Annotated in this window: 24 protein-coding genes; 9 read left to right on the top strand and 15 right to left on the bottom strand. The window is 65.8% G+C overall.

Annotated features, from left to right (window positions below; all coding sequences use genetic code 11):
* Positions 1-5: 5 nt before the first annotated feature.
* Positions 6-1,061, bottom strand: coding sequence for a serine hydrolase (locus AC066S_RS15735; protein WP_478270130.1), 1,056 nt, complete (start codon positions 1,059-1,061; stop codon positions 6-8).
* Between the two features lie 285 nt (positions 1,062-1,346).
* Here AC066S_RS15735 and AC066S_RS15730 point away from each other — a divergent pair, with 285 nt between their 5' ends.
* Entirely contained in the window at positions 1,347-1,739 is a 393-nt protein-coding gene (locus tag AC066S_RS15730; RefSeq protein WP_478270129.1) for an ArsR/SmtB family transcription factor, read from the top strand.
* The gene (locus AC066S_RS15725; protein ID WP_126258169.1) at positions 1,736-2,227 is read left to right on the top strand and encodes an SRPBCC family protein; all 492 of its coding nucleotides are present in this window, start codon (positions 1,736-1,738) and stop codon (positions 2,225-2,227) included. Before AC066S_RS15730 ends, AC066S_RS15725 begins: the two co-directional genes overlap by 4 nt.
* A gap of 55 nt (positions 2,228-2,282) precedes the next feature.
* Here the strand turns inward: AC066S_RS15725 and AC066S_RS15720 are convergent, their stop codons facing one another.
* The 3 genes from AC066S_RS15720 to AC066S_RS15710 form a co-directional block, all read right to left on the bottom strand.
* The gene (locus AC066S_RS15720; RefSeq protein WP_478270128.1) at positions 2,283-3,503 is read right to left on the bottom strand and encodes an ABC transporter substrate-binding protein; all 1,221 of its coding nucleotides are present in this window, start codon (positions 3,501-3,503) and stop codon (positions 2,283-2,285) included.
* Positions 3,504-3,526: 23 nt separating this feature from the next.
* Complete coding sequence (locus AC066S_RS15715) at positions 3,527-4,471, bottom strand: Bug family tripartite tricarboxylate transporter substrate binding protein (RefSeq protein ID WP_478270206.1); 945 nt, start codon at positions 4,469-4,471, stop codon at positions 3,527-3,529.
* Between the two features lie 124 nt (positions 4,472-4,595).
* Positions 4,596-5,480 carry an IclR family transcriptional regulator gene (locus AC066S_RS15710; RefSeq protein ID WP_478270127.1) on the bottom strand — a complete coding sequence of 295 codons (885 nt, stop codon included), beginning with the start codon at positions 5,478-5,480 and terminating at the stop codon, positions 4,596-4,598.
* 214 nt (positions 5,481-5,694) lie between these two features.
* Here AC066S_RS15710 and AC066S_RS15705 point away from each other — a divergent pair, with 214 nt between their 5' ends.
* On the top strand, positions 5,695-6,537 hold the full coding sequence (locus tag AC066S_RS15705) for a hypothetical protein (RefSeq protein ID WP_478270126.1): 843 nt from the start codon (positions 5,695-5,697) through the stop codon (positions 6,535-6,537).
* 24 nt (positions 6,538-6,561) lie between these two features.
* Here the strand turns inward: AC066S_RS15705 and AC066S_RS15700 are convergent, their stop codons facing one another.
* Together AC066S_RS15700 and mhpA are read right to left on the bottom strand one after the other, a co-directional pair.
* Complete coding sequence (locus AC066S_RS15700) at positions 6,562-7,413, bottom strand: fumarylacetoacetate hydrolase family protein (protein WP_126258174.1); 852 nt, start codon at positions 7,411-7,413, stop codon at positions 6,562-6,564.
* Positions 7,414-7,438: 25 nt separating this feature from the next.
* Complete coding sequence (gene mhpA / locus AC066S_RS15695; protein WP_478270125.1) at positions 7,439-8,947, bottom strand: bifunctional 3-(3-hydroxy-phenyl)propionate/3-hydroxycinnamic acid hydroxylase MhpA; 1,509 nt, start codon at positions 8,945-8,947, stop codon at positions 7,439-7,441.
* Between the two features lie 215 nt (positions 8,948-9,162).
* On the opposite strand from mhpA, the gene AC066S_RS15690 reads away from it, so the two are divergent.
* Both AC066S_RS15690 and AC066S_RS15685 read left to right on the top strand, forming a co-directional pair.
* The gene (locus AC066S_RS15690; RefSeq protein ID WP_478270124.1) at positions 9,163-10,311 is read left to right on the top strand and encodes an ABC transporter substrate-binding protein; all 1,149 of its coding nucleotides are present in this window, start codon (positions 9,163-9,165) and stop codon (positions 10,309-10,311) included.
* Between the two features lie 22 nt (positions 10,312-10,333).
* A complete protein-coding gene (locus AC066S_RS15685; protein ID WP_478270123.1) occupies positions 10,334-11,509 on the top strand; it encodes a cytochrome P450 in 1,176 nt (391 codons plus the stop codon).
* A gap of 97 nt (positions 11,510-11,606) precedes the next feature.
* Here the strand turns inward: AC066S_RS15685 and AC066S_RS15680 are convergent, their stop codons facing one another.
* Positions 11,607-12,398 (bottom strand): DNA-binding transcriptional regulator, encoded by a 792-nt coding sequence (locus AC066S_RS15680; RefSeq protein WP_375304289.1) that lies wholly within the window; start codon positions 12,396-12,398, stop codon positions 11,607-11,609.
* Between the two features lie 144 nt (positions 12,399-12,542).
* On the opposite strand from AC066S_RS15680, the gene AC066S_RS15675 reads away from it, so the two are divergent.
* Complete coding sequence (locus AC066S_RS15675) at positions 12,543-13,526, top strand: VOC family protein (protein ID WP_478270122.1); 984 nt, start codon at positions 12,543-12,545, stop codon at positions 13,524-13,526.
* A gap of 21 nt (positions 13,527-13,547) precedes the next feature.
* On the opposite strand, the gene AC066S_RS15670 is transcribed toward AC066S_RS15675, so the two are convergent.
* Positions 13,548-14,210: a response regulator gene (locus AC066S_RS15670; RefSeq protein WP_478270121.1), complete on the bottom strand. Its 663-nt coding sequence runs from the start codon at positions 14,208-14,210 to the stop codon at positions 13,548-13,550.
* Entirely contained in the window at positions 14,207-15,592 is a 1,386-nt protein-coding gene (locus AC066S_RS15665) for a sensor histidine kinase (protein ID WP_478270120.1), read from the bottom strand. The genes AC066S_RS15670 and AC066S_RS15665 overlap by 4 nt, the downstream gene beginning before the upstream one ends.
* Positions 15,593-15,783: 191 nt before the next feature.
* Between AC066S_RS15665 and AC066S_RS15660 the strand changes: the two genes are divergently transcribed.
* Positions 15,784-16,653: a DUF3280 domain-containing protein gene (locus AC066S_RS15660; protein WP_478270119.1), complete on the top strand. Its 870-nt coding sequence runs from the start codon at positions 15,784-15,786 to the stop codon at positions 16,651-16,653.
* A gap of 6 nt (positions 16,654-16,659) precedes the next feature.
* On the opposite strand, the gene AC066S_RS15655 is transcribed toward AC066S_RS15660, so the two are convergent.
* From AC066S_RS15655 to AC066S_RS15645, 3 genes are read right to left on the bottom strand one after another with little or no spacing between them, the layout of a single operon-like run.
* Complete coding sequence (locus AC066S_RS15655) at positions 16,660-17,691, bottom strand: L-idonate 5-dehydrogenase (protein ID WP_135169925.1); 1,032 nt, start codon at positions 17,689-17,691, stop codon at positions 16,660-16,662.
* Between the two features lie 21 nt (positions 17,692-17,712).
* Positions 17,713-18,480 carry a glucose 1-dehydrogenase gene (locus AC066S_RS15650; RefSeq protein WP_126258182.1) on the bottom strand — a complete coding sequence of 256 codons (768 nt, stop codon included), beginning with the start codon at positions 18,478-18,480 and terminating at the stop codon, positions 17,713-17,715.
* A gap of 12 nt (positions 18,481-18,492) precedes the next feature.
* The gene (locus tag AC066S_RS15645) at positions 18,493-19,692 is read right to left on the bottom strand and encodes a mandelate racemase/muconate lactonizing enzyme family protein (protein WP_135169927.1); all 1,200 of its coding nucleotides are present in this window, start codon (positions 19,690-19,692) and stop codon (positions 18,493-18,495) included.
* Between the two features lie 176 nt (positions 19,693-19,868).
* Here AC066S_RS15645 and AC066S_RS15640 point away from each other — a divergent pair, with 176 nt between their 5' ends.
* Together AC066S_RS15640 and AC066S_RS15635 are read left to right on the top strand one after the other, a co-directional pair.
* Positions 19,869-20,636, top strand: a complete 768-nt coding sequence (locus tag AC066S_RS15640) for a GntR family transcriptional regulator (RefSeq protein WP_478270118.1) — start codon at positions 19,869-19,871, stop codon at positions 20,634-20,636.
* Between the two features lie 28 nt (positions 20,637-20,664).
* Positions 20,665-22,029, top strand: coding sequence for an MFS transporter (locus AC066S_RS15635; RefSeq protein WP_135164287.1), 1,365 nt, complete (start codon positions 20,665-20,667; stop codon positions 22,027-22,029).
* 69 nt (positions 22,030-22,098) lie between these two features.
* Here the strand turns inward: AC066S_RS15635 and AC066S_RS15630 are convergent, their stop codons facing one another.
* The 3 genes from AC066S_RS15630 to AC066S_RS15620 form a co-directional block, all read right to left on the bottom strand.
* A complete protein-coding gene (locus tag AC066S_RS15630) occupies positions 22,099-22,335 on the bottom strand; it encodes a hypothetical protein (RefSeq protein WP_164718682.1) in 237 nt (78 codons plus the stop codon).
* 122 nt (positions 22,336-22,457) lie between these two features.
* Positions 22,458-23,717 (bottom strand): arsenic transporter, encoded by a 1,260-nt coding sequence (locus AC066S_RS15625; protein ID WP_478270117.1) that lies wholly within the window; start codon positions 23,715-23,717, stop codon positions 22,458-22,460.
* A 159-nt stretch (positions 23,718-23,876) separates the two neighbouring features.
* Complete coding sequence (locus AC066S_RS15620) at positions 23,877-26,354, bottom strand: hybrid sensor histidine kinase/response regulator (protein ID WP_478270116.1); 2,478 nt, start codon at positions 26,352-26,354, stop codon at positions 23,877-23,879.
* Positions 26,355-26,507 lie beyond the last annotated feature (153 nt).

Below are 26,507 nucleotides of genomic sequence, written 5' to 3'. Positions count from 1 at the left end.
CCGCCTCAATGTGAAGCGACAAGCCTCACCAGTTCCGGCAGGATCCTGTAGCGGGCGATCTCGTGCGGATATTCGCCGCGATTGGCCAGCAGGACGATGGCGATCCGCCGCGCCGGCACCAGGCCGATATAGCCGGAGGCGTTGTTGAGGCCGCCGGGCTTGTCGATGATGGTGACGCCCGGAAGATGCATGGTCTCCCAGGCCATACCCTGTCCGAATTTTTCGTCGACGCGGAAGGCCTCGCGCTGCGTCATCCGCAACGCCTCGCGCAAATTCGGATTGATCGCGCGGCCGTCGACGCAGGCCGCCGCGAAGATCGCCAAATCCCGCGCGGAGCCGAACATCTGGCCCGTGCCGGGAAAGTCAAAATAACTCTGCTGGTTGCCGATCGGGCCGATGGCCATGCCCTGGTCGGAATAACCCTGGACCAGGCGCGGCATCCAGGCCCGGTCCATGACGGCGCGATTGTCCGCGCCGCGCTCGGGGACGAAAGTGGAGTCCATGGCGAGGGGGCGGAGAATGCGGTGCTGGATCAGCGCATGGATCGGCATGCCGTAGCAGCGCTCGAGCACGAGCTGAAGCAGCACGTAGCCGGCATGGGTGTAGATGCGTTGCCGGCCGGGTGCGATGCCGGGCGCCGGCATGAAGGCGTTCAGCAAGGCGATGAAATGCTCGCGCGTGTACTCTTCGTTCGGCCAGGGCGGATGGTCGGTCGGCAGCAACAGGCCCGACGTGTGCGCCGCCAACTGGCCAACAGTGACGTTGCGGATGTAGTTGCCGTTCAGCTCGGGCAGGTATTTCGGCAGGCGGTCGTCGAGCCGCAGCTCGCCGCGCGCCGCGCCGAGCGCCACCAGCGTGGCCTCGAACGGCTTGCGCAACGAGGCGAGGTTGAACAGCGTGTCCGGCGTCACCTTCCGTTTGGTGGCATCATCGGCAAAGCCGTAGCTGAAGAACTCGACATGGCGCCCGGCATAAAGGGCCGCGGCGAGGCCGCCGGCATGGTCCGGCGTCGCGGTCGGCGCCAGCTCGCTCGCGACGATGTCGCGCATCTGCGCGATCATGTCGGAATCCGCAAAGGCGCGGCGCGGGCCAAGCGCGATCGCAAGGGGAACGAGGGCAGCGCGGGTGAAGATTCGCCGAGTGATCGGGGATGGGGTGACAACAGGGCGCACTTGCTCTGATCAACGATGTTGATGCGCCCCCGATCTGCTCTATCCGGAAACCTCCCGCGGCCCAATTCACAATTGCGCGCTGCAGGTTCCGCATCGCCACGCGGCATCAAAATCACTTAGCTTATGAGCTAACAATTGTTGACGCGGCTGACCAAGTCGCCTATAGTTAGCTTCATGGATAACCAATTGACCCGCCTCGACCAGGTTTTCGCAGCGCTTGCCGATCCGACCCGGCGGGCGATCGTGATGCGGCTGTGCGCCGGCGAGGCTTCGGTCGGCGAGCTCGCCGATCCCTTCGACATGGCGCTGCCGAGTTTCATGAAACACATTCGCGTGCTGGAGACGAGCGGACTGCTGATGTCGGAGAAATCCGGCCGCGTGCGCACCTGCCGTCTCAGCCCGAATGCGCTGCTCGGTGCGGAGGACTGGTTCCAGCGGCAGCGCGCGATCTGGGAGGCGCGGCTCGACCGCTTCGAGGCCTATGTGATGAAGCTCAAGAAAGAGAAGGAGAGGGCGGCCGTCAAGCGGCCGTCCCGAACAACCAAACGGAAAGGTTCTGAGCGATGACGAAGTCCGCCAATCCCGCACTGTCGCAATGGTCGCTCGACCGCGAGATCGTGATGTCGCGCGTGATCGACGCGCCGCGCGATCTGGTGTTCGAGGCCTGGTCCGACCCGAAGCACCTGCCGCAATGGTTCGGGCCGAAGGGGTTCAAGATCGAGACCTTCGAGATCGACGTGCGGGTCGGCGGCGTCTGGCGCTTCAACATGATCGGCCCCGACGGCACGGTCTATCCGAACCGCATGCGCTTCCGCCGCATCGAGCGGCCGTCCCTGATGGAGATGGATCACGGCCTCGACCAGGACGAGGATCCCGGCATGTTCCGCTTCACCGTCACCTTTGCCGAGCAGAGCAACGGCAAGACCGTGCTGATGATGCGCCAGCTGGCCTCGAGCGCCGAGCAGCGCGACGGCATGATCGGCTTCGGCGCGGTCGAATACGGCTATCAGACGCTGGACAAGCTCGCGGCCTATGTGGCGGGCATGAAGCGTTGATGCCAAGGCGGTCCCGGCGAAGGATTCGCCGGGACCGCTTTCGCGTCTCGCCGCCTCACTCCTTCGCCTCGTCCGTCACGATGTCTCCGAGCTTCTGCCAGCGCTGGCCGTCGAACTGCACCATCTGGAACTGCTTGTTGACGCGATAGTCGGTCGGCGTTGTCGTCACCGAGATTCCGGGAAGCGTCAGATCGAGCACGACGTTCCTGAGGCTCGCTGCCTGCCGCATCACGTTCTCGCGGGTCAGATCGTCGCCGCATTGCTTCAGCACCTGCACCAGCAGCTGGGCCGTGATGTAGCCGTAGACGTTCAGGTTCGATTCCTTGTCGCCCTCGGGATAGTATTTCGCCATGAAGGCGAGGTAGCGCTTCATGCCGGCATCGTCCTTCCATTCGGGATCGGCGGAATCCTTGACGTAACCGACGCTGACGACGCCCTTGGAATTGTCCAGACCCGCCGGCTTCAGCACGGCGCTGAGCGAGGAGGCGTTGATGTCGATGATGTGCAGCGGCTTCCAGCCGATCTCGGCGACCTTCTTGATCGCCTGCGCCGCCTGTTTCGGCGTCGTGGCGCTGAACAGCACGTCGGCGCCGGCGTCCTTCAACCGCAAGATCTGCGAGTCGATGGTCGGCTCGGTGATCTCGTAGGAGGTCTCGGCCACGATCATCTTCGCCTTGTCGCCGAGGCCCGCCTTGAGGCCGGCAAGATAGTCCTTGCCCAGATCGTCATTCTGATAGAGCACGCCGATCCTGGCGTTCGGGTGGTTCTTCAGGAGATACTGCGCGTAGATCCGGCCCTCGACGAGGTAGGAGGGGTTGAAGCCCATGGTCCAGGGAAAGGTCTTGGGATCGGTGAAGCGTGCCGCGCCGGTGGCCGCGAACAGCTGCGGGATCTTCCTGGCGTTGAGATATTTCTGCACGGCGACGTTCGGCGCGGTGCCGATGATCTGGAACGTCAGCAGCACCTCGTCGCTTTCCACCAGCTTGCGGACCTGCTCGACCGTCTTCGGCGGCGAATAGGCGTCGTCATACTGGATCAGCTCGACCTTGCGGCCGTTCACGCCGCCCTGGTCGTTGATCATCTTCATATAGGCCGCCTGGGTCTTGCCGATCACGGCGTAGGCCGAGGCAGGACCGCTCAGCGGCACGGTCTGTCCGACCTTGATCGCGGTGTCGGAAGCGCCCTGATCGTATTTCTTCTGCGCGTGAGCCTGTGAGATCGACAGCGCCAGAGCGAGTGCGGAGGCCGCGATGCGTCCGAGAAGACGGTTCTTCATTTCCATTCCCTGTTCGCACACGGTCATTCGCCCTTGAGCCCGGCGTCGCGGATCAGCTTGGTCCATTTCTGCGTTTCGCTGTCGATGAACCGGCCGAACTCGGCGGCGGTGCCGGCGCGCACTTCGAGGCCTTGAGCTGTCAGCTTGTCTTTGATGGCAGGCTCGGCGAGCGCGCGCAGGACTTCGGCCTGGAATTTGTCGACGATCGCGCGCGGCGTCGTGGAAGGCGCCATGAAGCCGTACCAGCCGGCGGCAGCGACGTTGGGAAAGCCCTGCTCGCGCAGGGTCGGCGCCTGCGGGTAGAGCGCGCTGCGCTCGGCCGAGGCGACGCCGAGCACGATGAACTTGCCGCTCTGGATGTAGGGCAGGGCGGTCGGCAGCGCCGTCAGCGTGGCATCGACCCGGCCGGCGAGCAGCTCGGTGTAGGAGGCGGCATCGCCCCGGAACGGGATATTGAGACCCTTGACGCCGGCGTCGCGGAACAGCAGCTCTCCGGCAAGATGTGGCTGCGAGCCGGCGCCGGGAGAGGCGAAGGTCAGCCCATCGGGCTTGGATTTGCCGTAGGCGATCAGCTCGGGAAGCGTCTTGAACGGTGCGTCCGCGCTGATGATGAGAAACAGCGGCGCGATCACGGCCATTGCGACCGGCTGCAGCTCCTTGCGGTCATAGGTCAGCTTGCCGAACAGCGCCTCGGCGGTGGCGTAGGGGGCCGCGACGTACAGAAGCGTGTAGCCGTCGCCGGGGGCATGGGCGACCATGTCGTTGGCGATGCGGGTGCCGGCGCCCGGCTTGTTCTCGACGATGAATTGCTGACGGAGACTGCGGCCGAACTCTTCGGCGAGCAGGCGCAGCGAGATGTCGTTGGAGCCGCCGGGCCCGTAGGGCGAGATCAGCCGCACCAGGCGCGAGGGCCATGCATCCTCGGCCCGTGCCGTCAGGTCCGAGCCGGCGACCAGGCCGCCTGCCATTGCGCCCAGCAGGGCTCGGCGTGTGACTTCGAGCGATGCCACTGTGGTCTTCCTCCCGTTTTTATCGTTGGTCGTCTTCCATCACCGCGGCGAGAACCTTCGGTCCTTCGCGCGGCCAGGCATGTCATGTTGCAGCGCTTGTGACCTTCCTGGTTTTGCGCGGCGGCGCGAGCTCTGCCTGCCCGACGATGGCGCGGATGCTGTCGGCGAGCGCCGCGATGCGCGGACCGATCTCGCCTTCCAGCTGGCCAGACTGGAGGCGGAACGCGGGGATGCCGCAATTGATCGAGAACGATTGCTTCGATTCGCCGGCGTGGAACAGCGGTGCCGCGACCGCATGGATGGAGGCCATGTACTCGCCCCAGCAGGTGCAGAAGCCGCGGCTTTTGCATTGCGCGATCCCGGCGCGGTACTTGTCGCGAAAGGCCGACCATAGCTCGGCGTCTTCGGCGGCGATGTTCCGCTCGAGCCGGTCGGCATCGGCCGGCGGCAGGGTCGCCGCCGCGGCGCGTCCCATCGCGGTCAGCACCACGGGAATCGGCATGCCGATGTCGGGCACGTGCGGTCCGACATCGCCGGAGCGCGCGGTCTCGACATAGATCATCGAGGTGGCGTCGAGCAGGCCGATCGAGACCGTGCCGCGGACGCTGAGCGCCAGCTCCTGCATCATCGGCCGCGCCACTTGGCGGAACTGCATTCCTGCGAGCAGAGGATGCGCGATCCGCAGCGCCCGCGCCCCGACGCGATACTTGGCCCGCTCGGCGTCGTAGCGGAGGTAGCCGAGTTCGGCCAGCGTGTGGGTGAGCCGCGCGACTGTGGGCCGCGGGATGCCCGTCAGCGTCGACAGCTCCATGTTGCCCAGCAGCGGGCTCCCGGCCTTGAACGCTTCGAGCACGACGAGCCCCTTTGCCAGCGTCGTGGCGAAGGCGGCGTCATCGACGCTCTCCGCCAGCACGGCGGCGGCAGAGGAGAGCGGATGTCGCGGCTTGGATGGGGTTGTCGCGGCCATACCGAAGTATCAGACGCGAATGCTGGCGCTGTCCAATAGATTCGCCATTCCCGCTAAAATTGTCCGATATGTGGACACCCATACGACGCCGGCGTTTCGCCGAAAAGCGCGCGCGGCAGGACCAAGCACACAGATTTTTGTCGTGATTGCATGCCGTCCTGTGACAGGATTATTACGACGACATGTCAGATCGAATTATTTGCGGAGCGGCTCAATGTTGCAGTGGCAGGCGCGGTCAAACCCCCTCGCGTGGTGGTGGGGATCTCTCACGCTTGTAAGCAGCGCCAATATCCTGGTCTGGTTCATGCTGTACCGCGAGTTCTACCCGACGCCTTCGGGCAGCTACGGTGCCGGCTCCGGCATCGGGCTGATGTTCCTGCTCTGCGCCGGCTATGTGTTCGGCTGCGCGTTCCGATCGTTCCTGCCGCGCGCCGACGTGCAGCGCATCTGCCTGTTCGACACCTGGCTGTCGAGCGTCGTGGTCGGCCGGACGGTCGCGACCGTGGCCGAGCTCTGCTTCGTTGCGCAATGGGCCATCATCCTGCATCAGCTGGGTCACATGACGGGCGCGGAGACCGCGGTGAACATCGCGCTCGTGATCGTGCCCATCATCATCCTCGCGGAGTGCTTCTCCTGGTATGCGGTGGTGACGACCAACTTCCTCTACAACGCGATCGAGAACTCGCTGTGGGCGGTGACCTTCTTCCTCGCCGGCATCGCATTGTGCCGCCTGGTGCCGGAATTCCAGGGCGTGGTGCGCTGGGCGCTGATGTCAGGCATCGTCGGCATCGCCTGCTTCCTCGCCTTCCTCGTCACCGTCGACGTGCCGATGTATCTCAGCCGCTGGCGGGCAGGGCACGCCGAGGGCAATACGTTCATGGGCTTCCTCGAAGGCCTGCATGACGTCTCGACGCGCTGGGTGGTGACCCACGACATCGCGCATTGGAAGGGCGAGCTGACCTGGATGTTCCTGTATTTCAGCGCCGCAGTGTGGTCGAGCCTGGCGCTCTGCGCGCTCTATGCGATGCAGGGCTATCTGGCGCTCTATCTGGCGTGAACGTTCTGATCGCGAAGGCGGCGGTCAGGCCGGCTCGGCGATCACCTTGTTGCGTAAGGTTCCGATGCCGGAAATCTCGACCTCGACGGTGTCGCCCGGGCGCATCCACAGGGGCGGCGTGCGCTTGGCACCGACGCCGCCGGGCGTGCCCGTCACGATGACGTCGCCGGGGTCGAGCGGGCAGATCGTGGAGATGTAGGCGATCAGCTCGGGGATGGCGGTGATCAGGAGATCGGTGGTGGTGTCCTGCACGACGGTGCCGTTCAGGCGCGTCTGCAAGCTGAGCTTTGACGGATCGGGAATCTCGTCCGCCGTCACCAGCCACGGACCGAAGCTGCCGCTCTCGGCAAAGGTCTTGCCGGACAGGAACTGGCTGGTGTGGCGCTGCCAGTCGCGGACGCTGCCTTCATTGTAGCAGGAATAGCCGGCGACGTGCCCGAGCGCACGGTCTGGTGGGATGTGGCGCCCTTGCTTGCCGATGACCAGCGCGAGCTCGCCTTCATAGTCGAAATCGTCGCTGACCTTCGGCTTCACGATCGGCCGGAGATGGCCGACTTGGCTACAGGCGAAGCGCGCGAAGAGCGCCGGCTTCTCGGTGACGGTGCGGCCGGTCTCCGCGACGTGGTCCCGATAATTGAGGCCGACGCAGATGATTTTGCCGGGATCGGGGATGACCGGGAGGAAGGTGATGCGCTCGAGCGGATGATCGGGCGCGGTGGACGCGACCAGCCTGGTCGCCTCGGCCACGCGGCCGGTTTCGAGCAATTGCCGCAGCGTCGTGCAGCCTGTCATCCGCGCGCCGAGATCGACGACGGCATTGTCCTTGACGGCGCCGAAGGAGGAGCGGCCGTCGGCGATGAAAGAAAGCAGCTTCATGAGATCATCCCTGAGAAATGTTCGGTCAGGCCGCGGACGGCACGCAGGCTAAAGGCTGGATGGCGGCGATCAACTGGTCGAGTTCGGCTTCGCTACGGGCCGTGCCGCGCACATAGCGGTCGGGGCGAACGAGCGCGGCGGTGATGTCGTGCTTGCGCAGCCAGTCGCCGATGGCCGGCGCGTCATCGCTGCTCAGGATCTTGAGTCCTGTCTGGGCGAGGGCCGGGCGCAGGGAGAGAGCGGCCGCGTTTGCGACGAACAGCACATGGCTGTAGCCGACCTGGTCGTCGCTGCGGCTGCCGTCTCGCAGCTCGAACTGCGGCGCCAGATCTCCGGCGAGAGGCAGGTCGCGGGGTGCCAGCCCGGGGCCGAGCAGGGGCTTCTTCACCTCGAGCTTCACCGGCGCGTTCTCGCGGGGCTCGCCCGCAGCCAGACCCGCTTCGATCGCCTTGGTGTTGATCAATCCGCCGAGGCGAATGGCGAGCTCGATGAATTCGCGCACATGCGGCAGGCGCTCGCTCTGATAGCTGTCGAGCAGTTCGGACCTGGCGCCGCCCCGGATGATGGCGTCGAGCTTCCAGGCAAGGTTCGCGGCATCGCGGATGCCCGCGCACATCCCCTGGCCGAGGAAGGGCGGGGTCTGATGTGCGGAATCGCCCGCGAGCAGCAACCGTCCATTCCGCCATTGCTGGGCAATCGCGGAATGAAAAGTGTAGACCGCAGCACGCTCGATCTCGGCATCGTTGGGTGTGATCCAGCGCGACAGCAGGTCCCAGACTTTGGCTGGTTGCGCGACGTCCTGGGAGTCCTCGTCCGGAAGAACCGTGATCTCCCAGCGCCGCCGCGTGCCGGTGCCGCGCACATAGGTCGCGGGCCGCCTGGGATCGCAATGCTGGAGGCTGTAGTCGCCAAGATCGTCGCGCGCGCGCTTGAGCAGCACGTCGATGACCAGCCAGCGCTCGTGGAAACCGAGATCGTCCATGCCGGAGCCGATGAAGCGGCGGACCAGCGAGCGTGCGCCGTCGCAGCCGATCACATAGGCTGCGTGGACTTCAGTGAGCTTTCCGTTCGAGAGGTCTTCGTAGCGGACGCGCACGCCACGCTCGTCCTGATCGAGCGCGAAGACGTCGCACCGATTGCGCAAGGCGACGTGTGGCCAGCGGGAGAGGCCGCCGATCAGGACATCCTCCAGCTCGGGCTGGTGGAAGCGATAGCTGAGATGCCAGCCCATCGGGGTCAGCGTTTGCGGACGGGACCAGTCCAGCAGCATGCGGCCGTCGGCGTCGAGAAACAGCATCCCGGGGCTCAGGATCACGTGCGGCAGGATGGCGTCGGCCAGGCCGATGGTCTGGAACACGCGCATGCATTCGTCGTCGAAATGCACCGCGCGCGGCAAATGATAGGTCCGCGCCTCGCGCTCCAGCACCAGCGTGCGCACGCCGCACAGGCCGAGCAGGTTGGCGAGCGTGGCGCCGACCGGGCCGCGGCCGACGATCACGACGTCGAAGTTTTCGGGCGTGGCGTTATCTTGCATGGAGCTATCTCTTCCCCAAGCTGCGCCGCAGCATCAACGCCGCTGGCCGAAGTGTCCGCCCAGCGGACGCCGGTCCCGGCTTCCGCCCACTGTCCACCAGCCGGACGATTCGACGATCGCACTAAGCACTTCAGGCTCCATGTGGCTAAGGAGGATCAGTGCAACAGCAATAAAGTGCAGGCTGCCTGCGAGGCGGCCGCCGGGAGGAGATGGCGATGCTGCGAACGATGCTGGGCGTATGCCTTGCGGTGCAACTCTGCGCCGCGCCGGGTTTTGCTGCCGATATCAACGTCGGGATCATCCTCTCGGCAACCGGACCGGCCGCAGCGATCGGCAATGCCGAGCGGAACGGCACGGCTTTCGGCCCGGCCGAGATTGCCGGCAGGAAGGTCAACTATCTCTTCCTTGACGAAGCCTCCGACAGCACCGCGGCGGTCAGCGCGCTGCGGAAGCTCTACCAGGAGAGCAAGATCGACATCCTCGTCGGGCCGACCTCGACGCCGGGCTCTTTCGCCGTGATCGATCCGGCGGTTGAATACAAGTTGCCGGTGATCACGCTTGCGCCCGTCAATGCGTTGGTGGCCCCGGTCGATGCCAGGCGGCGCTGGATATTCAAGACCACAACCAATGACGATCACGAGGCGGCGCCGCTGTTCGCGAACATGAAGAAGACCGGCGTCAAGAAGCTCGCGCTGATCGGCTTTGGCGATTCCTATGGCGATGCCTGGAGCAAGGTCAGCGCCGACATGTGCGCGACTGCCGGGATCGAGCTCGTCGCCGACGAGAAATACGCGCGGACAGATACCACGGTGGTTGGGCAGATCCTCAAGATCATCGCAACTCGGCCGGATGCGGTTCTGATTGCGGCCTCGGGCGCACCGGCGGCCCTTCCGCTGATGCAATTGCGGGAGAAGGGATATGAGGGGCAGATCTACGGGACGCTCGGTGCCACATTCGGCGATTTCCGCAAGCTGACGGGCACCCAGGGCAACGGCATCTACGTGCCGCTGAGCCCGGCCGTGGGCGCTGCGTCTTTCCCGGACGATTATCCCGCCAAGAAGGCGGCGCTCGCGTTCATCCAGCGCTACGAGGCCAAGTTTGGACCCGGCAGCCGCAACATCTTTGCAGGTTCGGCCTACGACGCGTTGATCCTGATCGAGCAGGCGGTGCCCGCGGCATTGAAGACGGGAGAGCCGGGAACCGCGGAATTTCGGGAAGGTCTGCGAAGCGCCATCGAGGGGCTGAGGGGCGTCGCGGGATCGCGCGGCGTCTACAATTACGGGCCGAACGACCACACCGGACTGGACCCGAGCGCGCTGACGCTCGGCAAGCTCGACAAGGGCGAATGGATCGCAGTGCGCTGAGCGGCAGAACGGAGCGGGGAACATGCCTGTGACGGAATGTCCGGTCTATGACGTCGATCTCTACGCCGACGACGTCCTGCGCCAACCCTATCGGCACTATCGCGCGTTGCGCGATCTGGGGGCAGCTGTTTGGCTCCCGCGCAACGGGCTCTACGCGGTCGGCCGTTTCGAGGACGTCCGCGCAGCCTTGCGCAATTCCGGCCTGTTCTCCTCGGCCGAGGGCGTTGCCGCCAACGATCATGTCAACGAGATGTCGAGAGGCACGACGCTCGCGAGCGATGCACCGTTGCACGATCGCTTGCGTGCGATCATCGCAGCTCCCTTGCTGCCGAGAGCGCTGGACGAGATCGGACCCGAGATCAGGGCGGAGGCGCGGCGACTCGTCGAGGATCTCGTGAGCCGGGGGCGGTTCGACGCCGTGACGGATCTGGCGCAGCATCTGCCGCTGACCATCGTATCCAAGCTCGTGGGTCTGGAGGAGTATGGGCGCGGCAGCATGCTTCGATGGGCGTCAGCGACGTTCAACGTGCTCGGAGCGATGAATGATCGCGCCTGTGCGGCCATGGCCGATGTGCAGGAGATGCGTCACTATCTCGGCGGTTCCGCCATCCGCGAGCGCCTGCGGCCGGGCAGCTGGGGTGACAGGATTTTCGCGGCCGCGGACCGTGGAGAGATCGAGCCCGAGCGCTGCCCGGTGCTGATGCGCGATTATCTGGGGCCGAGCCTCGACACGACGATCTTTGCGACGGCGAACCTGATCCTGTTGTTCGGCAAATATCCCGATCAATGGGATCTTGTGCGGCAGGACCCCGCCTTGATTCCGGGCGCGATCAACGAAGCATTGCGCCTGGAATCTCCGATACGGGGATTTACGCGCCATCTGACCGATCACGCGACGATCGGGGACGTCACCGTCCCGAAGGCCAGTCGCGTGCTGCTGCTCTATGCATCGGCCAATCGCGACGAGCGGAAGTGGCAGGATCCGGAGCGCTTCGATGTGCGTCGGCGTGCCAGCGATCATCTCGGGTTCGGCAATGGCAGCCACATGTGTGCGGGCCTGCATCTGGCCCGGTTGGAGATGACCGCGCTGCTCGAAGTTCTGGTCGAGAAGGTCCGGCACTTCGATATCGGCGAGCCCGTCCTGGCGCTCAACAACGTGTTGCGGGGCCTGGCATCCTTGCCGGTACGGGTGAGCTAAAGCGCGATGCGATTAGGATGAATCGTCATCGCGCTTTAGGTTGTTGTTTAAGCATGATCTTTTCGGAAAACCGCTGCGCACTTTTCCGGATCATGCTTTAGGCGCCGACCGGGATCGCCTCGGAGGTATCGCGCATCGGTCCGACAAACTGCGCAATCGCGTCCTCGATCGCCAATGCCGAGCGAATCCAGATGATGGAGATGCAGCCGAACACCGCGCCGCCCCGCACGATCGGCACGGCGATCGACGCGGTCTTCGCATTGTACTCTCCCTCGCTGCGGATGGCGTAGCCGCGCGATTGCGTCTCGGCAATCATGCGGGCGAGCCGACCTGTCTCGAGGAAGGGGCGGTCGTCCGCCTCGTCGATGCGGCGCAGGTGATTGAGGATCAGCTCGCGCTCGTGGTCGGGGCAGGCGGCGAGATAGGCGCGGCCGGCCGAGGTGCGCAGCATCGGCAGCCGCTTGCCGATCATGCCGCGGTCGATCGAGAGCGGGCTGCGCGCGTGAGTGGTCTCCTGCACGACCATCGCGGCGTTCTCATAAGTGGAGAGATCGACCGGCCAGACCAGGGTCTTGCTGAGCTCGGCGAGATAGGGCGCCGCCGCCTGGCAGATCACGACGCCGGGATCGTAGCCGTCGCCGAGGCTCAGCGCCCGCCGGGTCACGCGAAAACGGTCGTCGCTGGCGCTGCGGGCGATGTAGCCGAGTTCCTCCAGCGTTTCGAGCAGGCGATAGACGGTGGGGCGGGGCAGGTCGAGCGCGCGGGCAACGTCGCCGGCACGGATGCCGCCGGAGCGGTTGACCTCCCGCAGCACGTCGAGCCCGCGCTTGAAGGCGCGGACGCCTTCCGACTGCCGCGGCGCCCTCGGCCCCGTCCGCTCCTTGGACACTTCGCATTTCCTCCCTTGTGGTGCACGGTACCGCGATTATCGTTGCGAGCGCGAAGCGATTGCGGAGCGCCACCGTAGGATCGTGCGCGGCCGGTATCAAGTTCGCCGCATTGCGGCACACGCGATGCCTTCGGGAGGACTTCGATGGAAATCACCGCGCTCGGCTATATCGGAATCAATTCATCGCAGCTCGACCAATGGGGCCGGATGGCGACGGGGCTGCTCGGCATGCAGCAGGTCGACCGCGGCGGCAAGATGCGCGCCTTCCGGATGGACGATCGCAAGCAGCGGCTGATCGTCGATGGCAGCAGCGATGCCGGCCTCGCTGTGATGGGGTGGGAAGTTCCGTCAAGCGCAGAGCTCGACCGCCTCGCCGGCCGGCTGGAAAGCCACGGCGTCAAGGTGACGCCTGGATCGCGCTCGCTTGCCGATGAGCGGCATGTCACCGAGCTGATCTCGTTCGCCGATCCAGCGGGCAATCGGCTCGAGGCCTTCTGCAAGCCCGAGCTTGCGGCCGAGCCCTTCAGGCCGGGCCGGCCGATCTCGGGTTTTCGCACCGGCGCGCTGGGCATGGGGCACGTCGTGCTCAATGTGGAGGATGTCGAGCTGCTCTTGCCATTTTATCGCGACGTGCTGGGCTTTCACGTCTCTGATTTCGGCCTGAAGCCCTATGGACTGTACTTCTTCCACGTCAACGGCCGCCACCACAGCTTTGCGATGGTCGGCTCCGGGCGGAAAGCGATGCATCATTTCATGGTCGAGCTCGGCAGCCTCGACGATGTTGGTCAGGGCTACGACCTGGCGCAGCTGGACGAGGGCCGCGTCGCCTACACGCTGGGCCGGCATACCAACGATCACATGACGTCGTTCTACGTGAACACGCCCTCCGGCTTCTTCATCGAATATGGCTGGGGCGGGCGCGTGATCGATCCTGAGACCTGGCAGCCGCACGAGACCTTCGACGGGCCGTCGCTGTGGGGCCATGAGCGGCTCCATATGCCGGAAGAGCAGCGCAAGCGATTGCGCGACATGCGGCTGGATGCGGCCGCCCGTGGCGTTCGCGTCGCCGATCCGCGCGTGCCGCCGCTGAACTGCGCGTGGCTGGACCAGGTGGTCGCGCGCGAATGATCCGCGGTGGCGCGAGGACGATCAGCCCTCGCCGAGATCGGGCTCCGTCAGCAGGCCCTGGCGGAGCGCGAGGCGGACCAGTTCGATGTCGGAGCCGACGCCGAGCTTGTCCTTGATCAGCGAATGCAGGTTCGCCACCGTCTTTGGGCTGACATGGAGCGTTCCGGCGATCTCGTCCGTCGTCTTCTCGGCGAGCAGCAGCCGCAGCACCTCGAACTCGCGGGCGGTGAGGACGTCGGCGGCCGAGCTTTCGCCGCCGAGCCGGCTCAGCGCGAGCTCGTGGTCGATGTCGGGACTGATAGCGATCTTGCCGGCGAGCACGTCCATCACGGCGCGCACCAGCGTTTCCGGCGGGCTGGTCTTGGTGACGTAACCCCTGGCACCGGCGCGGATCGCCTGCACCGCGAAACCCGCATTCTGGTGCATGGTGAAGATGAGGATCCTCGCACCCTTGTCCCATTGCCTGATCCGCCTGACCGTCTCGATGCCGCCGATGCCGGGCATGCTCAAATCCATGATGACGAGATCGGGCGCCTCCGATTTATACAGCCGGTAGGCCTCGGCGCCGTCGGCCGCTTCGGCAATGACGCGCAGGCCCGGCTGCTTCTGGAGCACCGAGCGATAGCCCTCGCGGACGACGGAATGGTCGTCGACCAGCAGGATCGACGCATCGGCCGCGGTCATGCCGCATGCTCCAGCACCGGCGGCTCGGTGGCGGCGAGCGGAATGACGACGCGCAGCGCCGAGCCGCCGTTGGGGCCGACGTCGAAGCTCATCCGGCCGCGCAAGGCGGCCACGCGCTCGCGCATGCCGAGCAGGCCCATGCCGGACTTGCTCGAGGCATCGCCGGGCCGGCCGTCGTCGTCGATTGCCAGTGCGATCTCCTCTCCGGCCATCGTCAATTGGACCCCGACCTTGGTGGCGCCGGCATGCTTGGCGGCGTTCGTGAGCGCCTCCTGCACGATGCGGTAGAGATTGGCGCTGATCGCGGCCGGCAGGGTCTCGAACGCGCCGTCGAACTGGATCGTGAAGCGCGTCTCGCCGCGGCTGCGGCCGTTCCAGCCGGCGACGAGGCCTTCCAGGCTCGCAACGAGGCCGAGCTCCTCGACGTCGGGCGGCCGCAGCCGGAACAGCGCGCCGCGCAGCGTCTCCATCATGCCGGTCGCGGTTCGCGCGATGCCGTCGCATTCGGACAGCAAAGCAGGGCAGTCCTGGGCCGCGGTGTGGCGGGCAGAGGAGGCCAGCGCGCGGATGGCGGCCAGCGACTGACCGAACTCGTCGTGCAGCTCGCGGGCGAGATGGCGGCGCTCGTCGTCCTGCAGCGCGATCAGCTTGCGCGTCAGCTCGCTGCGTTCGGCCAGCGCATTGTCGAGGCTTTCGGCGAGATGGTTGAAGCCGTCGCGGATCGCGGACAGTTCGGCGAGATCGAACGGCGGCAGCCGCGCCGTGAGATCGTTGGCCGCGATCCGCTCGAGGCCGGTGCAGATCAGGCGGGTCGGGCGCAGCGCGCGTGCCAGCGCGGCGTAGACCAGGAGGCACAACAGCGGCAGCGCGATCGCAAGCGCGATCGTCAGACGGCCGGCGTCGTGCCAGGCCTCCGCCGTCCGCACCGCCGGATCGACCGACACCACGATCTCGCCGAGCCTGGCTCCGCGCACCGTCACGGGCCGTGCCGCCTCGCGGCCCGGATCGAACAGGCTGCGATAGAAGGCCGCGAAGGCCTGCGGCGGCGGGCTCGCCGGGGCCGGCGCACCGCTGCAGAACCGCTGCAGCATCTCGCCGCTCGCGCCGCGGAATGCCAGGCATAGGCCGGGCGTCATCACATAGGCCGCGACAGGGTCAAGGTTGGGAAAGTCCGAGCGCGGACCGGGCACCCATTGGATCTTGCCTTGTTGCAGCTCCAGCGACTTCGCCACGATCGCGGCGATGCCGTCGATGCGGGCATGGGCGTCGCGGTCGGCGGCGATCAGGAAATAGGCGGAGATTGCGGCGAAGCAGGCGGCGGTTATGGCGGCCACGCGCAACGTCAGACGGACCTTGAGATCGAATCTCGGGCGGTTCCACATCGGGGCACCTTGCGCGAACGGTTTTGTCGCCTCCGCATTAAACGGCAGAACGCCGGCCGCGGAAAGCGCCGCGCGTTATCGCAGTGCAACGTCGTGAAATTTTCCCGGGGCTCACCGGGACGGTCGCCGTTGCAGAGGCCTCGGCCTGCCGCCGAGATTTGCCAACCGCTGGTCTTGGCGAGGCCCTGCTCATGCACTTCTTCCGATTGATCCTTGCTGCTGTTCTCCTCTTGGTCCTGCCCCATGCTCCTGCTGCCGCCGAGGCCGCCATTGGCGTTGCCATGGAGGATTTCAGCTATACCGACACATCGGGCGAGCCCACCAACCAGATTGCTGCCCACGAACGCCGGCTTCAGGCGTTCATGGCCGCGCTCAGGCGGGATATCGGCGAGGGTGGACGCTATCGGCTGGTGCCCTCTGCCGAGGACGGTGCCGCGTTCAAGGTCATCGGCGGCATCCAGAAGACGAGCACGCTGGTGCAATGGGCCAAGGTCGCGGTGATCGACGTCGGCGCCAAGAGGCTCGTGATGGACAAGCTCTACAGCTTCCGCGGCGACAATGATGAAGCCTGGGAGCGCGCCGAGATCTTCGTCTCCCGCGAGATCATGGCTGCGCTGGCAGCGCCCGCGCCGATTGCGCTCGCCGTGTTCGATTTCGAGCTCGAGGATACGACCGCAGCCTCGGCCGGCACATCGGCGGCGTCGGATGCGGCATACATGGCCGAGGTGACCGGCAGCGTGCGGGAGGCACTGGGCCAATCCGGCCGCTACCGCATCGTCGACGTCGGCGGCGCGCGCGGCGAGACGGAGAAGGGGCGTGCCTTGCGCGATTGCGGCGGTTGCGAGGCGGCGATCGCGAAAGAGCTCGGCGCGGATCAGTCGCTGATCGGCGTGGTGCGGCGGGTGAGCCGCACCGAATACACGCTCGGCTTCCAGGTGCGGGACGCCAGGACCGGCACGGTGCTGACGCGTGGTGACAGCGGCCTGCGCATGGGCGCGGACTATTCCTGGAAGCGCGGGGCCGTGCGGCTGGTCAGTGACCGGCTGATCGAGAGCCAGTAGCGCGGTTCAGAACGTCAGCTGCACCTTCATCGACTGCGAGCGGTCGCTGGCGAGCTCGAAGGCGGCGACGGCGTTGTCGAACGGCATGGTGGCCGTGATCAGCGGCTTGACGTCGATCAGGCCTTCGCCCATCAGGCGCACCGCCAACTCGAACTCGGGGTCGAAGCGGAAGGTGCCGCGCAGCTGCAATTCCTTGGCGACGATGGAGTTGATCGGCAGCGTCATCTCGCCGCCGAGGCCGAGCTGCACCAGCGTGGCGCCGGGGCGCAGCACATCGAGCGCGGTACGGAGCGCGGCCTGGTTGCCGGAGGCTTCGAACAACGTGTCGAACACGCCCTTGCCGGCGCGCCAGGGATCGAGCGCGGTGGCATCGGCCGCGACGTTGATGGCGTGACTGGCGCCGAGCTTCCTGGCTACCGCGAGCGGCGCCTCGGCGACATCGGTCACCACGATCTCGGCCGCGCCGCCGAAGCGTGACACCAAAATCATCAGCGCGCCGATCGGGCCGCAGCCGGTGATCAGCACGCGCTTGCCGAGCAGGGGGCCGGCCTGCTTGCCGGCATGCAGGCAGACCGCCAGCGGCTCGGAGACCGCTGCTTCCGCGAGCGAGAGCTTGTCCGCGATCGGCACGGCTTGCGTGGCGTCGACCGTGATGAACTCACGGAAACCGCCTTGCACGTGGGGAAAGCGCATCGCGCTGCCGAGGAAGCGCATGTCGAGGCATTGGTTGCGCATGCCCTCCTGGCAATGCAGGCACACACCGCACGGCTTGCTCGGGTTGACCGCAACGCGCGTGCCCGGCTTCACGAAGGTGACGCCGTCGCCGACATCAGCGACCACGCCGGCGATCTCATGCCCCAGCGCCATCGGCTGCTGGATGCGGACGACGCCGAAACCGCCGTGATGGTAGTAATGCAGGTCGGAGCCGCAGATGCCGCCATTGGCGATCTTGACGCGGACCTCGCCCGGGCCGGGCGCCGGATCGGGGTAGAGGTCGATCCGCAGATCCTTCGGGGCGTGAATGACGACGGCACGCATGGGGCTGCTCCTGGTTCGCGATCACATCGCGGCGATCATGCCGCCATCGACAAAGATGATCTGGCCGTTGACGTAGGTGGAGGCGTCCGACGCCAGGAAGATCGCCGCACCCACCAGCTCGTCCGGCTTGCCCCAGCGCTTCGAGGGAATGCGGCCCATCAGCCAATTGTTGAAGTCGGGATTGTTGACCAGCGCCTCGTTCATGTCGGTCAGCATGTAGCCGGGGCCGATCGCATTGGCCTGGATGCCGTGCTGGGCCCATTCCACCGCCATCGAGCGGGTCAGGTTCCTGATGCCGCCCTTGGCCGCGGTGTAGGGCGCAATGGTGGGGCGGGCGAGCTCGCTGCCGAGCGAGCCGATATTGATGATCTTGCCGTGCTTGCGCGGGATCATGCGCTTGGCCGCCTCGCGGCCGATCACGAAGGCGCTGGTGAGGTTGGTCTCGATCACCTTGCGCCATTCGTCGGTGGTGAACTCGACCAGCGGCTTGCGGTGCTGGATGCCGGCATTGTTGACGAGGATGTCGACCGCGATACCCTTTTTGTCGAAGTCGCTGAACGCGGCGAGGATGGCGGGCTCGTCGGTGACGTTGAACGCGGCGCCTTCGGCCTGATGGCCGGCCGCACGGAATTCGGCGACGGCCTGCTCGACCCGCTTGGGATCGACGCCGTTGATGATGATCCTGGCGCCGGCCTTCGCCATGCCCTCGGCGATGGCGCGGCCGAGCCCGCGGGACGAGCCGGTCACGAGCGCGGTGCGGCCGGAGAGATCGAACAGGGAAGTGCTCATGTCGGAAGTCCTTTAGACGTTGGAGCGGCGCACGGTGAGATCGGAGCGGTCGAAGACATCAGGCAGGAGGTCGACGCCGAGGCCGGGACCCTCCATCGGATAGACGAAACCGTCCCTGATCACCGGCATCGTGGTGACGAGCTCATTATACCAGCCCTTGTAGAAGGCGCGCACCGATTCCTGGATCAGCGTGTTGGGCTGGCTGAACGACATGTGGATGGCGGCGATGAAGCCGATCGGGCCGATGCAATCGTGCGGCGCGAAGGGCCGGTGATAGGTCTCGGCCATCGCGGCGATCTTGCGGCCTTCGGTGAGGCCGCCGGTCCAGCACAGATCGGCCATCACCACGTGCATGGCGTCGCGGTCGAGCATGTCCTTGTAGGGGAAGCGCGAGCCCAGCGTCTCGCTGGCGCAGACCCAGACGTCGGTCGAACGGGCGTATTCGGCGAGCGCCTGCGGCGAGTTCATCCGGATCGGATCCTCGTACCAGGTCGGCTTGTAGGGCTCGAGCGCGCGCGCGATCTGCTTGGCGGTCGGCAGATTCCACAGCGAGTGGAGCTCGACCATGATCTCCATCCTGTCGCCGACGGCTTTGCGGATCTTCTCGAACGGCTCGATCGCCTGCTTCATCTGGGCGGCGGTGATGTAGAGCCCCTTGTTCTCCTGCGCCGCCGGATCGAACGGCCAGATCTTCATCGCGGAGATGCCGCTTTCGAGCAGGCTTTCGGCCAGCGCATCGGCGCGGTTCATGAAGCCGTCGAGGTCTTCGTAGGGCCCCTTGGCGGCGCCGAGATTCCAGTTCGAGACCGGGCTGATATTGGTGGAGCGGACATATTGCGTGCCGGCGCAGGTGTTGTAGATGCGCTGCTTGTCACGGCAGAGGCCGCCGAGCATCTGGTGCACCGGCTGATTGCAGACCTTGCCGAACAGATCCCACAGCGCGATGTCGATCGCCGAGGCCGCGCGATATTCGACGCCGGTGGAGGACTGTGCCATCGGCAGGTTGAGCATGTCGCGATGGATCGCTTCGATGTGCAGAGGATTGCGGCCGAGCAGGCGGCCGGCAAAGGTGTCGTGGATCTGCGCCTCGATCGCGCCTGCGCCGTAGAACGTTTCGCCGAGCCCGATCACACCTGTGTCGGTGTGAACGCGGACCCAAATGACGTTGGAAAATTCCTCGGTACGCAGCGTCTCGATCGACGTGATCTTCACGGCAATTGTCCTCCCATTACAGACGTCGCGCGTCCGTCGTTCATTTCGCACTGCAACATGTTGCAGGTCGCGCGGGAGTTTTACGCCCGCTTGTAATATATCACAACATGTTTTAAGGCTCGCACAAACAGGGCGCCATCCAGCAACGAGAGCGCGGGCCGACGGGAGAGAACGACATGGCAAAGCGCAAACGCGCGCTCGAGGTGGTGAGAAAGGACGACGACGGCGAGGGCAAGCCCTCGCGGCGCAACCGGCTCAATTTCTTCGAGCTGGCCTACCAGAAGATCGAAGAGCTCCTTGTCCACTGCGAGCTCAAGCCCGGACAATTCATCACGATGCTGGAATTGCAGCACATCACCGGCTTCGGGCGCACACCGGTGCATCACGCCGTCAATCGTCTCTCGGCCGATACCCTGATCATCATCCGGCCCCGTCACGGCCTGCACATCGCGCCGATCGATCTGGCGCGCGAGCGCATGCTGCTGGGGCTGCGCCGCGACATGGAGCGTTTCGTGATCCGCCTCGCCGCTGATCGCGCCAGCCTGTCGCATCGCAATCAGGCGCTGCATATCGAGCGGCTGCTGCGCGAGCGCCGCGCCAATCTGACGCTCGACCAATTCAATCATATCGACCGCCGCATCGACGCGCTGGTGCTGGAGGCGGCCGGCGAGCCGTTCCTGGTGCACACGATGCGGCCGCTGCACACGCTGTATCGGCGCATCGGCTACATCCACCATCGCTTCATGCCGGGGCAGGCGGATCTGTCAGGCACGATCGATCATCATCTCGCCATTCTCGCGGCCGTTGCCAACCGCCGCGTCGAGGACGCGGTGAGGGCGAGCGATGCCCTGATCGACTACATGGGCGAGATGTTCACGGGCATGGAGGCGGGGATCGACCCGCGCCTGCTTGATTGCAGCATCGAGCCGCTGCTCGGCACCTAGAGAGTTTCGAAGAAGAGGACCCAAGAAAATGTCAACGATGGCGATGCCACAACCGACCGCGAGCGAAGCCGCGGTCCGCTACCTCATCACGAACTACAGCCCCAAGGGCAACAAGGTCGGCTGGCTGATGATGGCCTCGATCCTGGTCGAGGCCTGGGACCTCTATTCGATCGCCTTCGTGCTGATCTTCATCAAGGAACAGTACAACCCCACTGCACTGATGCTCGGACTTGCTGCGGCGGGCACGCAGGGCGGCGCGCTGATCGGCGCACTGCTCGGCGGCTGGCTCTCCGACAAGATCGGCCGCCGCGTCATGTTCCTGGCCACGATGGTGCTGTTCATCGTGCTGGCGCTGGCGCAGGCCTTCGTGCCCGATATCACCTGGCTGATCGTGATCCGTTTCCTGCTCGGCATTCCGCTCGGCTCCGACATCTCGACCGGCTACACCTACATCATGGAATCCATGGCCAAGGGTGAGCGCGAGGTCATGGGCAACCGCTGGCAGTTCATGTTCGCGGTCGGCGAGGTCCTCACCATCGGCGTCATCGTGATCTTCCTCCTGATCGACATGAATCACGAGATGCTGTGGCGGGTGACGCTCGGCCTCGGCGCGGTGCCGGCGCTGATCATCCTGATCATGCGGCACGACGTGCCGGAGACGGCGGTATGGCTGGTGCAGAAAGGCCGCTACCGCGAGGCCAAGCAGGTCGCGCGCGAGATGTTCAACGACAATCTCGACATGCTGCCGGACCGGGACGTCGAGGTGCCGAAGGTCTCGACCCGCGCATTCCTCGCCGATCTCAGGAAGGATCCGATCCGCTGGCGTGCGACGATCTACGGCTGGATCGCCTGCTTCGTGCAGGCCAGCGAGTTCTCGACCTTCGCGTTCTATCTGCCGGTCCTGTTCGTCATGGTCGGCGTGTCGAGTGTGCTCGGCATCAATCTGGTGACGATGGCGCTGTTCTCCTTCGCCGCATTGTCGGGCTGGGTCGGTCCGCTGCTGACGCCGAAGATCGGCCACCGCGGCATCTCGATCGCGGGCTTCTCGATCGTGCTGGCCGCGCTGCTGGTCGCGGCCTTCGCGCTCTACACCGACAACAAGATCCTGCTGCCGTTCGCGGCCGCTGCGATGTTGTGGGGCCATTATTGGGACGCGTCGAACTGCATGACGATCCCGACCATGGTCGCCAAGCCCAAGTATCGGGGCACCGCGAGCGGCTTCGCCTACATGTTCGTGAAGCTGCCGTCGTTCCTGGCGATCTTCCTGTTTCCGACGGTGTTCGCCGCGATCGGGCAGGCCAATGCCACGCTGATGGTCGCGATCTTTCCGCTGATCGGATTGCTTGCCGCGATCTTCATCCTGCCGGAAGTCTACGGCTACGAGAACGACTGAGAAAGGCTGCCCGGTCGCGGCGTCGTCGCCGCGATCGGGAGATATTTTCGGGGTGCTGCGCGCCGGCGACTACGGACCCAGGAAGACCGGATCGATTCCCGTGCCATGGCCGAGCAGGCCGATCGCCTGAAGCTGGGCCGAGTGGAGGTCGATTTCCACCATGGCGAACAGGGTGAACAGCACCAATGCGGTGACGACCAGCAGGGGGTGGGCCGTCTCGGCGCCGCCCTCGCTCGCTGCGGTGAGGCGCCGGAACGCGCGGCGCACAAAGGAGCTCTGCGGCAACGCCTTCGATTGGATCGGCATGATGAACCTTCCTTGCCGCGCGATATCCATCCGATTTGCGCGACACTCGATTCTTAGCCATGGCGTCGCCACCGGCATTGACGCACCGCAAACAGCTTGCATTCAATTTCGAAAGCTGCGCCTTACCTGATGGCCGCCGCCAGCGCCCCGATCAATGCGGGCGGCGTCACCAGGAGGCCGAGCTTGAGGAACGGCCAGGCGCCGACCTCGATCTTTTCCCGGCGGAGCGCGACCAGCCAGAGGATGGTGGCGAGCGATCCGGTGACCGACAGATTGGGGCCGAGGTCGACGCCAATCAGGATGGCGCTGACGACAGGTGCGGGCAAATGATCGCTAGCGGCGACCGAGCCGGCGACGAGGCCGACCGGCAGGTTGTTGGCGATGTTGTCGGCGAGCGCGGTCGCAATGCCGACGCTCCAGGCCGCCTGGGGAACCGATTGCGCCACCGCCTGGTGCAGCAGCGCGCTGAGCTGCGCGATCACGCCGGTCCTGATCAGCGCCTCCACCATGACAAAGAGCCCGCCGACCAGCGGCAGCACGCTCCAGGACACGCCCCGCAGCACCGGCATGGGCGACTGCCTGCTGAGCAGCAGCACGATCGTGGCCGTCACGCCGCCGCAGATGAAGGTCGGCAGGCCCAGTTGCCTGTCCAGCGCCGACGCCGTGACCAGCACGACGCCGATCGCGACGATGCCGACGGCCGTCAGCTTGCCGCCGCGGCCGAGCTTGGGATGCGGCACGCGGCGGGCAATCGTCTCCTCCTTCAGCGCGCGGTGCTGGGTCAGGCGCAGCACGATGTAGGTCAGCAGGATCGAGGCCATTGACGGCAGGGCGAACAGGCGCAGCCATTCGGTCAGCGGCGGCATGCGCGCGCCGAACACGACGAGATTGGCCGGATTGGAGATCGGCAGCACGAAGCTTGCGGCATTGGCGATGAAGGCGCAAACGAAGAGATAGGGCAGCGGCTTTGCGCCGGCCGCGCGCGTCGCGGCATAGACGGCGGGCGTCAGCACGATCGCGGTGGCGTCGTTGGAGAGCAGCACCGTCACCAGCGTGCCGACGAGATAGATCAGCAGGAACAGACGCTGCGGCGAGCCGGCCGCGTATTCCACCGCGAGCGCGGCGAGATAGTCGAACAGGCCCTCGAGCCGCGCGAGCTCGGCGATCAGCATCATGCCGATCAGGAAGAGGTAGACGTCGAGGCCCTTTTCGATTCCGGTGAGCGCGTCCTGCCATGGCAGCAGGCCGAGCAGCACCAGCGCGCTCGCGCCGATCACGGCCCAGACCGCCTCGGGCAGGCGAAACGGACGGATGATGACGCCTGCGGTCGCGACGACGATGATGCTCCAGGCCCAGATGGCGGCAGACGGCGGGGTCGGCAAGTCGATCTCCAAAAACCGCCCCTGACTACCGTGCCCGGGACGGATCCGCCAGCCTCAATACGGTGCCGCCCATGTAGCGGGCAAAACCTGCAAAACCCGGATCGGCGCGCGCTTGGAGGCGCGCATGTCCGGGACGACAGCTTTCTGGCTGGCTCACATCTACCGCGCCACCGACAGCTTCTCCGTGATAGCCTTGCGCAGGATGCGCGACAGCGATTCCACCGAATACGGCTTCTGGATCAGTTCGAAACCGCGATGGGCGTTTTCGGCGAGCACGTTGCTGTAGCCGGAGGTGAGCACCACGGGCAGGCCGGGATAGCGCTCGCGAATGACGCCGGCGAGCTCGACGCCGTTCATGCCGGGCATGATGACGTCGGAGAAGACGAGGTCGACGGCGAATTCGTTCTCGCCGAGGATGGCAAGGGCCGCGTTGGCGTTGGCGACGCGGCGGACGACATAGCCGAGATCTTCCAGCAGCTCGGTCGAGAACTGACCGACATCGTCATTGTCCTCGACCACGAGCACGCGGTAGCCGCGCCCGGTGGTGGCGGCTTCGTGGGTCAGCGCCGCGGCTTCCTTCTCGGCGACTGGACTCTGTGCCTGCGGCAGGTAGATGGTGAAGGTGGCGCCTTTGCCTTGCCTGCTCGTCACCGCGATGTCGCCCTCGGACTGCTTCGCGAAGCCGAAGGCCTGGCTGAGGCCGAGGCCGGTGCCCTTGCCGACCTCCTTGGTGGTGAAGAACGGCTCGAAGATCGATTCGAGATGTTCCGGCGCGATGCCGCTGCCGGTGTCGGCGACGGAGATGGCGACGTAGTCGCCGCTGCGCGCAGACTGCGCGCGCAGGCTGGGGATGCCGGAGACCTTGCGCACGGCGATGGTGAGGCGGCCTTCGCCGTCCATGGCGTCGCGGGCGTTGATGGCGAGGTTGATCAGCGCGGCCTCGAACTGGGCGATGTCGGCGACGGTGAAGCAGTCGGCGTCGTGAATCTCCACCGCGATGTCGATACGGCCGCCGACCAGCGGCCGGACCAGTTGCGCGACGGCCTCCACCTGGCTGCCGACGTTGAAAATCTGGGGTTTCAGCGGCTGCCGTCGCGCGAACGCCAGGAGTTGCGCGGTCAGCTTGGAAGCGCGTTCGACCGTCTCGGAGATGGCATCGACGTAGCGGCGGCGGCGCTCTTCCGGCAGCTCGCGGCGGCGCAGGAAATCGGTGGCCGAGCGGATGATGGTGAGGAGGTTGTTGAAGTCATGCGCAACGCCGCCGGTGAGCTGGCCGATCGCTTCCATCTTCTGCGACTGCCGCAAGGCTTCCTCGCCGAGGCGTCGCTCGGTGATGTCGACGGCCTCGGGCACGGCGCCGGTGATGTTGCCCTGGCGGTCGAGCACGGGGCGCATGCCGAAGTCGAAATCGCGCTCGCCGATGGGAAGGCGCAGGCGCATCTCCAGCCGCACGGGCTCGCCCTTGAGCACGGTGTCGAAGGCCTCGCGCACGGCGGCGCTCATGCCCTCGGTGCCGGTGAACCAGGGCGTGTCCCAGAACGGCTTTCCGATCACGTCCGCGGCGCTCGCCTTGATGCCGTCGAGCGCGGTGCGGTTGGCATAGAGCAATTCGCCCTCGAGGTTGACCAGGCCCTGATATTGGTTGCTGGTGGCCAGGATGGCGCGGAGCCGGGACTCGTTGGACTCGAGCTCGGCAGTCCGCTCGGCGATGCGCTGTTCCAGCGTCTCGTTGAGTTGTCGCAGCTCGATCTCGGCCTGCTTGGCGACGGTGATGTCGTGGGCCACGCCGATGAAGCCGATATGCTTGCCGGTCGGATCCCAACGCGGCTGCGATTCCGAGCGCAGCCAGCGCCATTCGCCGCTGGCATTCCTGTAACGCGCTTCCAGCACGAAGGGCTTGAGTGACGCTTCGCCCTCAACGGATTGCTGCAGCACGTGCGGCAGGTCGTCGGGGTGCAGCACCTTGCGCCAGTCGAAGTCGATGGCCTGATCGTAGGGCAGGCCGACGAAGTCGACATAGGCCTGGTTGGCGAAGGAGCGCTTGCGGTCGAGCTTGGTCACCCAGATCGGCACCGGCGCGCTGTCGGCGATCAGGCGGAAGCGCTCCTCGCTCTCGCGCAGGGTCTCGCGGGCGAGCATCTGGTCGGTGATGTCGATATGGGCGCCGACGAGGCGGACGGCGCGGCCATCCTTGTCGCGTTCGATCTTGGCGACGACCCGGATCCAGCGGGTCTCGCCGTCATTGGGGCGGATGATGCGGTATTCCGCGGTGTAGTCTTCGCTGGTGCCGGCGAGCGTATCGATGAAGTGCTTGACGGCGGCGTCGCGGTCGTCGGGATGGAGACGATTGACCCAATCCTCGTGCGACTCCTGGGCAGCTTCCGGCGGCAGGCCGTGGATGATCAGATACTCAGGTGAACGGCGATTCTTGAAGCCCTCGCGAAAGTCGACCTCGACGCCACCGACCTTGCCGATGCGCTGGACGCGTGCCAGCTCGGCCTCGCGCTCCTGGAGCGCGCGATAGGCGTTGTCGCGCTCGCGCGCGACGTCTTCGAGGTGCTGGCGCAGCCTTTCGGCGGCGATGGTCTCGGGTAAGGGATCGTTCAAGGCGTCGGCCGTTGTCATGCGGGAGCGCACGTGCCGGACCGATATTCACACAGACGGAGCGTGATGGCCATTGCCTACGAGGGAGCGCGTCGCGGGAAAATGAGGACTTGCGCGGACCGCAAAGACTACGTCATGCCAATGCCTGGTCTGGCAATTTGTTCCAGAGACTGGAACGATCAGCCG

The sequence above is a fragment of the Bradyrhizobium sp. CFUWI genome (assembly GCF_056429085.1).
The sequence above is the reverse complement of the archived record's forward strand: the minus strand, read 5'-3'. Positions and strand labels throughout refer to the sequence as shown.

Bases quoted from the DNA above. Each gene is read 5' to 3' on its own strand.
- AC066S_RS15690 (WP_478270124.1), top strand. From the start codon at position 9,163: ATGCTGCGAACGATGCTGGGCGTATGCCTTGCGGTGCAACTCTGCGCC.
- AC066S_RS15655 (WP_135169925.1), bottom strand. From the start codon at position 17,691: ATGCGTGCCGTCGTCATTCACGCCCCGAAGGATCTGCGGATCGACCTC.
- AC066S_RS15630 (WP_164718682.1), bottom strand. From the start codon at position 22,335: ATGCCGATCCAATCGAAGGCGTTGCCGCAGAGCTCCTTTGTGCGCCGC.
- AC066S_RS15730 (WP_478270129.1), top strand. From the start codon at position 1,347: ATGGATAACCAATTGACCCGCCTCGACCAGGTTTTCGCAGCGCTTGCC.
- AC066S_RS15705 (WP_478270126.1), top strand. From the start codon at position 5,695: ATGTTGCAGTGGCAGGCGCGGTCAAACCCCCTCGCGTGGTGGTGGGGA.
- AC066S_RS15715 (WP_478270206.1), bottom strand. From the start codon at position 4,471: ATGGCAGGCGGCCTGGTCGCCGGCTCGGACCTGACGGCACGGGCCGAG.
- AC066S_RS15665 (WP_478270120.1), bottom strand. From the start codon at position 15,592: ATGTGGAACCGCCCGAGATTCGATCTCAAGGTCCGTCTGACGTTGCGC.
- AC066S_RS15685 (WP_478270123.1), top strand. From the start codon at position 10,334: ATGCCTGTGACGGAATGTCCGGTCTATGACGTCGATCTCTACGCCGAC.
- AC066S_RS15675 (WP_478270122.1), top strand. From the start codon at position 12,543: ATGGAAATCACCGCGCTCGGCTATATCGGAATCAATTCATCGCAGCTC.
- AC066S_RS15670 (WP_478270121.1), bottom strand. From the start codon at position 14,210: ATGACCGCGGCCGATGCGTCGATCCTGCTGGTCGACGACCATTCCGTC.
- AC066S_RS15710 (WP_478270127.1), bottom strand. From the start codon at position 5,480: ATGGCCGCGACAACCCCATCCAAGCCGCGACATCCGCTCTCCTCTGCC.
- AC066S_RS15720 (WP_478270128.1), bottom strand. From the start codon at position 3,503: ATGAAGAACCGTCTTCTCGGACGCATCGCGGCCTCCGCACTCGCTCTG.
- mhpA (WP_478270125.1), bottom strand. From the start codon at position 8,947: ATGCAAGATAACGCCACGCCCGAAAACTTCGACGTCGTGATCGTCGGC.
- AC066S_RS15635 (WP_135164287.1), top strand. From the start codon at position 20,665: ATGTCAACGATGGCGATGCCACAACCGACCGCGAGCGAAGCCGCGGTC.
- AC066S_RS15700 (WP_126258174.1), bottom strand. From the start codon at position 7,413: ATGAAGCTGCTTTCTTTCATCGCCGACGGCCGCTCCTCCTTCGGCGCC.
- AC066S_RS15650 (WP_126258182.1), bottom strand. From the start codon at position 18,480: ATGAGCACTTCCCTGTTCGATCTCTCCGGCCGCACCGCGCTCGTGACC.
- AC066S_RS15735 (WP_478270130.1), bottom strand. From the start codon at position 1,061: ATGATCGCGCAGATGCGCGACATCGTCGCGAGCGAGCTGGCGCCGACC.
- AC066S_RS15725 (WP_126258169.1), top strand. From the start codon at position 1,736: ATGACGAAGTCCGCCAATCCCGCACTGTCGCAATGGTCGCTCGACCGC.
- AC066S_RS15640 (WP_478270118.1), top strand. From the start codon at position 19,869: ATGGCAAAGCGCAAACGCGCGCTCGAGGTGGTGAGAAAGGACGACGAC.
- AC066S_RS15660 (WP_478270119.1), top strand. From the start codon at position 15,784: ATGCACTTCTTCCGATTGATCCTTGCTGCTGTTCTCCTCTTGGTCCTG.